The 12,004-nt window shown below is 49.7% G+C and carries 10 protein-coding genes; 7 read left to right on the plus strand and 3 right to left on the minus strand.

All coding sequences use genetic code 11. The features are described from left to right. Positions 1-25: 25 nt before the first annotated feature. The 6 genes from AWU77_RS10970 to AWU77_RS10995 are packed head-to-tail and all read left to right on the plus strand — an operon-like array spanning position 26 to position 7,129. Positions 26-1,348 carry a polysaccharide biosynthesis protein GumE gene (locus AWU77_RS10970; protein WP_152625335.1) on the plus strand — a complete coding sequence of 441 codons (1,323 nt, stop codon included), beginning with the start codon at positions 26-28 and terminating at the stop codon, positions 1,346-1,348. Next, the gene (locus AWU77_RS10975) at positions 1,338-2,483 is read left to right on the plus strand and encodes a glycosyltransferase family 4 protein (protein WP_062063273.1); all 1,146 of its coding nucleotides are present in this window, start codon (positions 1,338-1,340) and stop codon (positions 2,481-2,483) included. The genes AWU77_RS10970 and AWU77_RS10975 overlap by 11 nt, the downstream gene beginning before the upstream one ends. Continuing rightward, positions 2,480-3,586 (plus strand): glycoside hydrolase family 5 protein, encoded by a 1,107-nt coding sequence (locus AWU77_RS10980; RefSeq protein WP_062063275.1) that lies wholly within the window; start codon positions 2,480-2,482, stop codon positions 3,584-3,586. The genes AWU77_RS10975 and AWU77_RS10980 overlap by 4 nt, the downstream gene beginning before the upstream one ends. 35 nt (positions 3,587-3,621) lie before the next feature. Then, positions 3,622-4,383, plus strand: a complete 762-nt coding sequence (locus AWU77_RS10985; RefSeq protein ID WP_062063276.1) for a WecB/TagA/CpsF family glycosyltransferase — start codon at positions 3,622-3,624, stop codon at positions 4,381-4,383. Beyond that, positions 4,380-5,870, plus strand: coding sequence for an oligosaccharide flippase family protein (locus AWU77_RS10990; protein ID WP_062063278.1), 1,491 nt, complete (start codon positions 4,380-4,382; stop codon positions 5,868-5,870). The genes AWU77_RS10985 and AWU77_RS10990 overlap by 4 nt, the downstream gene beginning before the upstream one ends. Positions 5,871-5,920: 50 nt before the next feature. Further along, a complete protein-coding gene (locus AWU77_RS10995) occupies positions 5,921-7,129 on the plus strand; it encodes a glycosyltransferase family 4 protein (RefSeq protein WP_062063280.1) in 1,209 nt (402 codons plus the stop codon). Between the two features lie 60 nt (positions 7,130-7,189). On the opposite strand, the gene AWU77_RS11000 is transcribed toward AWU77_RS10995, so the two are convergent. From AWU77_RS11000 to AWU77_RS11010, 3 genes are read right to left on the minus strand one after another with little or no spacing between them, the layout of a single operon-like run. Next, positions 7,190-8,338 carry a polysaccharide pyruvyl transferase family protein gene (locus tag AWU77_RS11000; RefSeq protein ID WP_062063282.1) on the minus strand — a complete coding sequence of 383 codons (1,149 nt, stop codon included), beginning with the start codon at positions 8,336-8,338 and terminating at the stop codon, positions 7,190-7,192. 40 nt (positions 8,339-8,378) lie between these two features. Continuing rightward, complete coding sequence (locus AWU77_RS11005; RefSeq protein ID WP_152625336.1) at positions 8,379-9,575, minus strand: hypothetical protein; 1,197 nt, start codon at positions 9,573-9,575, stop codon at positions 8,379-8,381. Then, entirely contained in the window at positions 9,565-11,022 is a 1,458-nt protein-coding gene (locus AWU77_RS11010) for an undecaprenyl-phosphate glucose phosphotransferase (RefSeq protein WP_084618289.1), read from the minus strand. The genes AWU77_RS11005 and AWU77_RS11010 overlap by 11 nt, the downstream gene beginning before the upstream one ends. A gap of 393 nt (positions 11,023-11,415) precedes the next feature. Here AWU77_RS11010 and AWU77_RS11015 point away from each other — a divergent pair, with 393 nt between their 5' ends. Next, on the plus strand, positions 11,416-11,922 hold the full coding sequence (locus tag AWU77_RS11015; RefSeq protein ID WP_062063286.1) for a M48 family metallopeptidase: 507 nt from the start codon (positions 11,416-11,418) through the stop codon (positions 11,920-11,922). Positions 11,923-12,004: the final 82 nt, after the last annotated feature.

The following is a 12,004-nucleotide window of genomic DNA, read 5'->3' on the forward strand; positions in this document are numbered from 1 at the left end:
GATGGTTTAGCACTGTGAGGAATGGATGAACAGCTCATCAAGCAACCGCTATCTGGATCGACCCATCGCATCGGCTCCTTGGCAACCGGCCATCGCCCGCCCGTGGTTGAGCGATCAGCAATGGGTGAGCCTGATTATTGTGGCCAGCGTGAGTTATCAAGCCCTGCTCTGTTTTATCAACAGTGTGTTGATGCCGGTGTCGCGCCCCCTGCTGGGCATGGCGGAGGCGGTGATCATGCTGATGTGCCTGCCGCTTTTGGCGCGCCGCTTGTTGCCCGGTGTTTTGTGGCTGGGGGCGATGGCAGCGGCGATGCTCTGCCTGGTCTGGCTGATCAACCAACAGGTGACGATTAAATCCTTCCGCGACCTCGCCATCCCCCTGTGTTTTTTCTGGCTGGGCTGCAACATCGGCCAGTTAGCGCTGGCCGATCGCGCCCTCAAACTCGCCATTTGGGTCATTTTGGCGATGGGTTTGTTCGAATTATGGTTCCTCGATTACTACACCCAATGGTTCGATATTTTCAATTATTACGTCAACGTGGGGGCACTGAACCCCAGCGCTGATTTTTTTATGCGCGACGATCGCCTGCTGGGCAATGGCATGCGCCCCGAGGGCATTGGCCGCACCTTGCTGCCACAGCTGCTTGGCCCGCACCGGGTATCGTCGGTATTTTTGGAGCCCATTGCACTGGGCAATTTCGCCACCCTCTGCGCGGCTTGGGGGCTGTGCCGCCCGCAACAAGAGTGGCGCAGTGGGGTGTTTTTCGTGCTGGCCGCCATTGTCATGATGGTGCTGTGCGACTCCCGCTTTGCCCTGATGACCGTCAGCGCATTAATCCTGCTGCGCCTTTTAGTGCGCGGCGCCCTGCTCAACCTTTGTGTATTGGCGCCGTTTGCCGCCATCGCCGCCCTACTTTGTATCGGCCTGCTCATTCCCAGTGAAATGGGCGAAATGATGGTGAGCGATGACCTGCGCGGGCGCCTGTCTTACTCGGGGTGGTCGCTGCTGGAGTTCGATCTGCCCCAGCTGTTTGGCATAGGCCATAGCGATAGTTACTTTGACGAGGGCTACGCCCACTCCATCGCCTCATTTGGGCTGCCGCTGATTCTGCTGCTCTGGTGCAGTTTTTGGCTGCTGCCCTTTACCACGGAGCGCGGTCAACGCTTTCGCGCCATGGTGTCGATTTATATCGCACTGATCCTCTGCATTAGCGGAACCTCTTTTTTTGCGCTTAAAACAGCGGGGCTACTCTGGTTTTTGGTGGGCTGCAGTTTGCAAAACCCCGCTGCCATAAACCGCGCTGGAACCCGGCTGCCACTGAACAGGAGCAATCGTTATGGCGAGTAAACTAGCACCGCTTAAAGTGATTCATATTGTGCGCCAGTACCTGCCCTCGATTGGGGGAATGGAAGAGGTAGTGCGCAATATTGCGCGGCACCAATTAACCCATCCGCATCAGCACACCAAAATCATCACCCTCAACCGCCTGTTCAGAAACTCCAGCGAAACCCTCACCGCCAAAGAGCAAATCGATGGCATTGAGGTCATCCGCCTCGGTTACTTTGGCTCCAGCCGCTACCCCATTTGCCCCGGGGTGCTCAAATACGTGAAAGAGGCCGATGTGATCCATGTTCACGGGGTGGATTTCTTTTACGATTTTCTCGCCGCCACCAAATGGCTCCACCGGCGGCCATTGGTGCTCTCTACCCACGGCGGTTTTTTTCACACGGCCTTTGCCTCGCGCGCTAAACAGGCTTACTTCCAAAGTGTGACGCGGCTATCGGCCAACGCGTATAACCATGTTGTCGCCACCAGTTCCAACGACGGCGCCCTGTTCAGCAAAATCATGCCGGAAGATAAATTACAGGTGATTGAAAACGGGGTGGATGTAGAGAAATACGCCGATGCCGGTTCACCCCAATTACAGCCGTGCCTGATCTACTTTGGGCGCTGGTCGAGCAACAAAGGGCTGCTGCAGGCGCTGGCGTTTTTTGCCCAATTGCGCACCTTGCAACCCCAGTGGCGCTTGGTGATTGCCGGGCGCGAATACGATCACAGCGCTGCCGATCTGCAACAGCAAGTGGACAAGTTGCAGCTGTCATCGTCCGTCACCTTGGCGCCCAACCCGAGCGATGCGGAGTTGAAACAATTAATTGCACAGGCGAGTTATTTTATCTGCCTGTCGCGCCACGAGGGTTTTGGCATAGCGCCGATTGAGGGGATGAGCGCGGGGCTCACCCCCATCCTCAGCAATATTCCCCCTTTTCAGCGGCTCATCGATAGCTCTGGCTTAGGCATCAGTATGACGCTCGATGCCGCACCGCACAGCGCCATCACCCAGCTATTGCACCTGCACGAACAGGGTGAGCGGGCTTATCAAGCGCGCCGCAAAGACAGCCAAGCCTTTGCGCGGCGCTACGCCTGGCCAGCGGTTGCCGACCGCTATGTCGCGCTCTATGACACATTGCGGCGCGCATCATGAAACACCACCCGCTGCTCGCCGCGCTATTGAGCCTGCCGCTTAGCTTGGCCGCAGCCGGCAGTGTTGCCGGCTGCTTGGATTCAGCGCGGCTGACGGGGGTGAACCTGGCCGGTGCGGAATTTGGCAGCAGTCAGATCCCGGGGAAAGTGTTTCACGATTATGTCTACCCCAGCGAAGCAGAGCTGGAATACATAGCCGATCAAGGTGCCAATATGATCCGGCTGCCGTTTCTGTGGGAACGAACCCAACCCGAGGCCAATGGCGCACTCGATAGTGCGCAATTGGCGCACCTGCGTTTAACCATCAACCGCGCCGAAACTCACGGGCTCTGTGTGCTGCTGGATCTGCATAATTACGCTAAATATTTTGGCGATCCACTCACCGCAACAATCCCCGAAAATATTGTGCTGCAAGAGGCATTTATCCACTTTTGGCTCGCCTTGGCCAAGGAATTCCCCAATGCCGGCAGTGTTGCGTTTGGGTTGATGAATGAACCGGCTTTTATTCCCAAGGCAACCTGGGCAAGCATTGCCCAGCAGACAGTGCTCGCCCTGCGCAAGGCCAATGTCAGCAACGGAATTTGGGTAGCTGGGGGCGGCTGGAGCGGCCTGCACGATTGGTTCAGTGGCGGCGAGATGAGCAACGCGCACTACTTCAAACAATTACACGACCCGCTCAAACGCACAGTGATTGAAGTACATCAATACACCGACAGCAACTACTCGGGCACCCACAGCAATAGTGCCGGTTGCCGCAGTGCCGATGAATTCAACAGCCAATTTGAACGCATTCACACCTGGGCGGAGCAACACCAGCAGCAGCTTTTTTTAGGTGAATTCGGCGTGCCCGCAACACCGGAGTGCCTGCAAACACTGACGCGGTTTTTAGAATTAATGCGCGCAGAAAAATGGCGCGGTTGGAGTTATTGGGCGGCGGGAAGTTGGTGGGGTAATTACCCACTGGCGTTAAGCGGTGCACAACAAACGGAATCATTGCAATGGCCGATTTTAAAACGGTTTTTTTATCGCCCCGAAAATCAGGCCGGTAGCAAAGAAAAAAGCAGTAGTGCGTCCCCGCCGCTTCCACCTGAAGCGATTATGTAACAAGCCATCTACACCCACGCTACCGGGGAAATATCATGAATAGAGTCAATACCCATACGCGCGCCTGCCCATCCCTCACTATGGGTGGTTTTACTATTTTGCGCACCACTGCCGCAGACCTGATACCACTGCTGCAAGAAAAAATGCAGCATCAGCAAATCGCTTTTTTTTATGCCAATACAAATTTTGTGGTGCAGTGCCAAACCCTACAAGCGCAGATGTCCGCCGCCGACACGATGATTGTTAACGACGGCATAGGCATGGATATCGCCAGCCTATTAGTGCATCGCCAAGGTTTTATTGAAAACCTAAACGGCACCGACTTCACGCCCCGTTTCTTGCAAAGCCTCGGCGCGAATGGCCGGGTATTTTTACTGGGCGCCAAACCCGGCATAGCCCAGCGCGCCGCCACTGCATTGCGCCAGCACTACGCGATTAATGTAGTGGGTGTACGCAATGGTTACGATGAAGCCAACAATACTGCCGAAGTGATTGAGGAGATTAACCGCAGCCAAGCCAACGTCGTTTTGGTGGCCATGGGCAACCCCCACCAAGAGCGCTGGATACTAGAACAGCGCGGCCAATTAAACGCCCATCTGTTAATGGGTGTGGGGGCGTTGTTTGATTTTCTCGCTGGCGATAAATCCCGCGCACCGGCTCTGGTGCAGCGTTTGCGGATGGAGTGGTTTTATCGTTTATGCCTTGAACCTTCGCGGTTGTTGCGCCGCTACACCATCGACATTGTTCAATTTTTAATTCTCTGTTTGCGCACCGGCAAACGCACTGGTTCGCTATGAGTTTACAAAAAAGTTTGGGGTCAAGCGCGGCCTGGATGAGTTTGGCGGCCAGCAGCATGAGCATCGTCAGTTTTGTGGTTTTTATTATTATTTCGCGGATTTTATCGCCCGATGAAATCGGCTTGGTGGTGTTTGCGATTCTAGTTGTAGAAGCCGGGCGAATTATTATTAATGGCGGCTTGTCCATTAGCATTGTGCAGCGCCCCGAATGGGAAGAGGATTATGCTGCAACCAGTTTTTATATCTCCTGTTGCTATGGCGTCATAGTCACTTTAATCGTGTTATTTATTGGTGTGCCACTGACCGCCAAACTCTACGCACCAGCAGCCGCCTCAATTTTAGCAGTGCTCTCCATCATCTTTATGCTCGAAGCAATCAAAGTCGTGCACGACGGCAAACTGCGCCGCGATTTGCGCTTTAAGGCTATTGCTATTCGATCGATTTTATCGAGTGTTATATCCAGCATTATTGGAATTTATTTAGCACTGCACGGATACGGTGTGTGGGCACTAGTAGCGCAACAACTCAGCGGGCAACTGATAGTAACCGCCTTGACTATTATTGGCGCCAACTGGTGGCCGCGCTGGCAATTCTCATTGCAGCGAGCAGGTGAAGCCATACACATGGCAAGCCCGATGATGCTGGCGCAATTTATTAATACGCTGTGCAGCACACTGGTAGAGTTTATGGTCGGCATAATACTCGGGCCGATTGCCTTGGGTATTTATCGCATAGCGGGAAGAGCGCTATTTATTTTGCAAGAAATTATTATTCGCCCACTGGAACAAACCACCATTCCCGTATTGGCACGCATGGAAAATGCCCAGGCGCGAGCCAAGGCCACCCTGCGGATACTGCGCATTAATAGCTTTGTCATATTGCCTATTTTTTTTGGCACCGCCGCAATTGCAGAAGAATTTATCGCGCTGGTATTTGGCGAAAAATGGCACAGCAGTGGTGCACTCATGGCCTTACTTGCACTCGGTTCAACCCCCTTCGCATTGCGCATTCAAATTAATGCCACACTCACTGCAGAAGGAAAATCCAGATGGGTATTGCTCAACATGATAGCCACCTTATTAACAACATTGATTATTGGCTACCTACTAATACCTTATGGCACTCATTATGCAGCTATAGCTTATGTCGTTATCAATTACATTAGCGGTGCCATTAGCATGGTTATTTTCCAACATATTTTCCGCTGCGGTTTTATTCCTATGTTAAATGTACTTTGGCCCAGCCACCTCGCTGCAAGCATCATGCTCTGTATTTGCCTTGCCGTTAAACAATGGCTGCCGCAAACACTACCAGCTGCCACACAATTATTATTGCTCGGCGCGACCGGTGGTATAAGTTATTTTTTCCTGTGTGTGGTTATTTTTCGCAATGAAACACGCAACTTTCTGGGAGAGTGCCTGAAAATTATGCCACTTAAATTTTCGCCCCTGCTGCTGCGCATTCAATCCTGGGCGCGCCTCAATTAAGGTGCCACTTGTGCGGCGACACCCTTGAACCATCAACAACCGAGACCTGGATGAAAAATTTATCGCGTCACATCTACCGGAAAATACGCGCACAAATATTGCAACGTATTATTCCGCAAAGCGGCATGGCACTGCCAGAGCAAGACTCTCGCTCTACGGCAGGGTTGCGCATTGAGGTAATTGGATTTTTTCACAGCATCTCTGGCATTGGCGAGTCCGCACGCCTTTGCGCGCAGCAATTAGCAGAGGATGGCTACTCAGTAAACTGCACCAGCGTGGAAGCTTTTTTTCACAAACCCGCCGAACTGGATTGGCAGTGGCACAATTCAATTGCACAAAATGAAATTAACTGTCGCATTTACCATTTAAACCCACCCATGTTGCCGCCGGTCATTTTGCAAATGGGCATTAACCAGTTTAAACGTACATTTAATATAGGTTACTGGGCATGGGAGTTGGAAGCCATACCAGACGAGTGGATTAAAGCTACGCACTATATGAATGCGATTATGACCCCGTCACAATTTACCACCAACACCATTCAGCGTTACACCCAACTTCCGGTGCTCACGGTCACGCATCCAGTCGCACCGGAACAACCCGCAAGCGATATTCGCAAACGCTTGCACATTCCCGACAATGCCTTTGTGGTTGCTAATATTTTTAGCTTTGGCAGTGCTATGGAGCGCAAAAATCCGCTGGGGCTAATTGCTGCTTTTACTCAAGCATTTGCAGATAATCCCAATACGTATCTCATCCTCAAAGCAAATGCCGGAGAAAACAGCCAGGAGAAAAAAACCTTGCTCGCGGCAATTGCCGGGCACAGCAACATTTTATTGTTAGATCAACATTGGAGTAAAAGCGATATCCTCGGCTTGATTGCAACCGCAGATCTTTATGCATCGCTGCATCGTTCAGAGGGCTTTGGATTAACAATCGCAGAAGCCATGTTATTAAATACTCCCACCCTGGTGACGGGCTGGTCCGGTAATATGGATTTTTGCACTCAGGAAAATAGTTTTTTGGTGGGTTACGCGCCGATCAAAGTCAATTCCTCGCACCCGGAATTCAGTGAGTTCGACAATGCCACTTGGGCCGATGCCAACATTCAAGAAGCGGCCAATCTATTGCGCACAATTTATGAAAACCCAAGCGAACTAACCCACAAAAAACAGTGCTGCGGCTTGCACATGAAGCACACCATCAACAACCATAAGTACGAACATGCATTAAAACAATTGGCGCTTCGCAAACCATAAGATCACACATCACTCAATAGAATTTTTGGCACGCTAGCGCAGCCGATGCGTGCACTCCCGTTAACGAACCAGCTGCAAATAGGGCTCCTTGGTAAACGCAATATCCAGGGGCTGTAGATGCGCTAATTGTTTGGCCACCACATCAGCATTGAAATTGACGCACACGCGATCGGCCGCGCCAATACTCTCAAAATAAGATGACAACTTTTTATCCCACGCCAAACCTATCACCGGCACCCCCAGGGATGTCGCCACTATACAGGCGTGTAAACGATAGGCGACAATTTTCTCGCAGCGCAAAATAGTTTTAACCAAATCCTCTGGCACCATTGGCCGCTCTGCAAACATCACCTTAATTAATGAAACATTTATATGTTGTTTGATACTGGCTAACACTGCTTCATCTTCCGGGGAGCCATTGGTAAAATACAGCGGGGTAAAACCTAAAGCGGCTAATTTTTTTCCCAGTTCAATATAATCCGCAACTGACAACACCACTTTAGTGTGTTTACCGGGCGTATCATTTACCACCAGACCAGAAGCCATTACACCAATTCCCACCACGCCCTCAGCATCTGCTTCGCGCGCAAAACCTCCGTAGGTTTCACGGGTAAAATTCCCCGGATCGGGCACGACAGTTACATCACCTCCGAAGATACTGCACCAATGTTTACGCGATAATTCGTCTCTCACCGAGACATACTGTAGATAAGGATTGTTGTTAAAAATAGCGCTGAATAATTTACGCCCCTGCGGTGAAAAATAGGCGGGATTCGACACACCAACCGCATGAAGATACACGGGCTTTTGTAATTCCATCGCCAAACTGACAATGGCATGCAAGCGGATGGGGAAATACAATTCGGCGTCGGATATCAAATGCCCACCGCCAATCACCACTCTATCCGCCTTTTTAATCGCCGCTTTCCAGCGCGGTAGTGCATCGCGCTGTAACAAAGAATAAGTCAGCCGATGGCGCAAACTATTCGCCATTGCTTCGGGCAAATTGCGCAACACTTTGCTGGCAATATTTTTTAACGCAGACGGCGCCTTAATACCTGCGTCGCCGTAATTAATACGACCACCCAAATCCACAGTAGAAATGCTATTGCCATGGGTTAACGAATCAAGCAAATATTCCGTTGTTTCTGCAACAATACCATCGCCCACATTGTTGCTATACTTCACGTTAAAAATTGTAATATTCACTTAATACCTCAATAAAAATTCAGCTTTAAATTGATTGCCGTTAGAAATGTAACGAAAGCATCAAATTAATTTTTTCTCCTTCGTAGTCTCTGAATGCTAGAGTAGATTGCCGATCATATAATTCCGCCTCCAGCCTAACGCTGAAATTTTTAACTCCGGAATAGACCAGCACTAAAGGGCGCCAACGCTGCCATTTTTCATCGCGCTCAGCTTGAGTAATTTGGGAAATGTACTGTTGTTCGGAATATGCAAAGTGGCTCTCTATCCGCCAGCGCGGAGATACTTGCCAACGCAGCGCCACGCTGGTGTCGTTCAACTCAGTGGGAAATTCAATTTCCTCACCCGCAGCTGGCTCATTAACTTCATAACCCAACTGCAGGGAAACTTTAGCGGTTAACTGCCGCAACCATTGGGCATGCCATAAAACACCTGTATCGCTATTAATCTCTCCCTCGCGCTCAAAGCGAGCGATGCCCAATGAGAATTGATTGTCGGTATTTTTTATCCATTTAAGATCATATGAATATTGGCGATAATCAAAATCGATAAAATCCCCAGCGGAACTCACGCCGGTTTTATATCGCCGCTCGCCATTTGACACACGCAGCTGATGCTGAAAACTTGCCCCCTTCTGCGCAATAAACTCCGCAAAGACCTCCTGCTGATCGAAGTCGAGAATCTCCCGTTCTATCGCACTATGGGTCTGATTGATTTCAGTGCCACCAATCCACAGCGATAGTTTTTCCCGCGTGCCATAACCTGCACGGGCAATAAATTCATTTTTTCCGACAATATCTTTTCCCTTATATTCCAAGGGATCAACCGCATAGGCATCGCGTTTTATTGCAGCATCCAACAATATTTTACTGCCGATTTGCCCGTGCCAATTTGCATCACCCAGCACATAAGAGGCATCCAGCGCTTGATTGGCATCATAATAAAGTTGCTTAAATTTCAGGGCGACCTTCAGTTGCTGTTTACTAAGGTCAGCCGCCCCCATCACCCCTAACCCAAGCAAATGAATAGTCTCTTCATGCCCCTGTTCAGTACGTGAAAAATTACTGTCATTCAGCGCGGAATAATCAACATCAACAGCGGCACTGCCCGCCACAACTGACATTGAACAAAGCCAGCAATTGCCCACTAGCGCTGCACCGAACACCAGCCGGTGCAGCCTGAGCGAGTAAAAACCGACCGGGGTAGATTTTTTATTCATCCGCGCCAATCTAATAGGCATTAGAATTAACAAATCCTTTAAAAATCGTTTTCCATAAAATTTTAATATCCAATATCACCGACCAATTGCGGATGTACTCAAGATCATAGGCAATACGGCCCGACATTTTATCCAGCGTTTCTGTCTCGCCGCGAAAACCATTGACTTGAGCCAAACCCGTAATGCCCGGTTTCACTTTATGGCGCAACATATAACCTTTGATTTGCCCGCGATAAAATTCATTGTGTGCGACCGCATGGGGGCGCGGGCCAACCAGTGACATGCTGCCGGAAATCACATTAAATAATTGCGGCAATTCATCTAGCGAAGTGCGGCGCAAAAAATTTCCGTAAGGCGTAATGCGCGGATCAGATCGTGTAGCCTGCGCCACATTTGCACCGTCTTCGCATACAGTCATCGAGCGAAACTTCCACACTTTGATTTTTTCACCACCCATGCCGTAACGGGTTTGTTTGAAAAAAACCGGTCCGGGCGAAGTAAGTTTTACGCCCAGCGCAACAATCAACATGGGAAGCGCCAAGAGCATTAATATGCCCATGCCGAAGACTAAATCTTCCAGCCTTTTGGCCCAGCCGTTATCAACCAGTGGCGAATCATAAATACTGAGCGCCGGAATTCCCTGCAAGCAGGTGAGGCGCGAATGCAGCAAATCAAAGCTAAACACATCGGGAATTAAATAGGGGGATACAGTGGTATCAGCAAGGCGATCAATAACAGAATGCGTGCGCAATTCAGCGCGCATGGGCAAGGTGACAAACACTATATCAAGTTTGCCGTCATGAGCATCTTGATAGAGCATTTCCAAGCCGCCCTTCACTTCAATGTTATTGCCAATTAACCGCCTGCCCACATCATTTCCCGGCGCGCGGTCATCATAAAAGCCAATCACTTTGTAACCTAGCCACGGCATTTTTGCCATTGAGTTAATTAAGCGCAAACCCAATTCTGTCGCGCCTACAATTGCCACACGGCGCGGTTCGGTGGGATTCGCGCGCAGTTTTGCAAGAATAATGCGCCGGCCAATATGCATAGCAATCATCACTGCCGGCGTTGCTACCAACCAACTGCTCATCGCCAATAGCCCAATATTCACAAAGGGATAAATGCCCGCGATAGCGACAACAATGCACAGCAATGTGGCGACCCATGCGAGCAATAGCCGAATAGACAAATCTTTCATTGAGAGGCCGCGCCAGAGATAATAAACCTCATTACTTTCTGCAAAAAATCCAAAAATAATTACGGCACCCATGGCAAATGCGGCATAAGTATTACCCCACTCCACACCGAATAATTTCAAACAAGCCCACAACATAAAAACAATAAGTGCACTGTCGATAGCGCGGAACAGCGCAAGAATTTTGGAGTGATGAAAACGAACGACGGGCGGTTCATGGGAAGCGGCAACAGGGCTAGCCAACGCACCTTCAACAGACAGGTTACTCATTTCTACCTCCATGCAAGTTACAACTTAATACCAGCACTTTACTGCTGAATTGAAAACCTATGAACGACACAAATCAGCACACAGCGAGCGTTGATCAGTCGTTCATAGATGCAATTGCATTTTCCAGGCCAAAATTTAGTCGCCCCACGAGCAATGCTAATTTTTAAGAGGTAAATTCAATAAAAAATAATAGCGATCACCTTCAGTCGCTCACACTGACGCATCAAGCAGCGCCGCGTACCAGATCAACATTTTATCGCCACTTAATTCGCCCCAAGATAACGCAAGCCTTCACCAAAAGAGCTCATTGGTAAAAATGGGAGCAACAAAGATTTAAACGGTTATAGGCATTGGCGAGGTATAATTGCCTTTTAACTCAACACGCCGTTTTTTATGAGCCGATTAAAATACCTCGCTGGATATTCCGACGAGACACTGAATCAAGTCCAGAACATTATTAATGAAGGGCGACTAAAAGAAGTGCTGCTCAAGCGCTACCCCGATACCCATACAGTGCGCACCGATACTGCGCTCTACCAATACACCCAACACATTAAAAATGAATACATGGGAAAGACCCAACCACTAAGCCGGGTGAGTTACGACAGCAAAATAAAAGTCATCCAACATGCACTAGGGCAGCATCACTACATTAGCCGCGTGCAGGGCGCAAAATTAAAAACGGTTAATGAAATAAAAATCGCCAGTGTGTTTCGCACTGCACCTGAAGCCTTCTTAAAAATGATTGTGGTACACGAACTGGCCCACTTTAAAGAGAAAGAGCACAACAAAGCCTTTTATCAACTCTGTCGACACATGGAACCCAACTATCATCAATACGAGTTTGACTTGCGCTTGTATTTAACCCAGGTGGATTTATTTGGGGATATCTATTCATAGCAAACGGCCTGTGTTGGCAAGCACACTGGCACAAATTACCGGCACTGAGCCCGCATGGATTTTGGCTTTTTCTCTGCTAGCC

The organism is Cellvibrio sp. OA-2007 (assembly GCF_000953825.1).
Taxonomy (GTDB): Bacteria; Pseudomonadota; Gammaproteobacteria; order Pseudomonadales; family Cellvibrionaceae; genus Cellvibrio.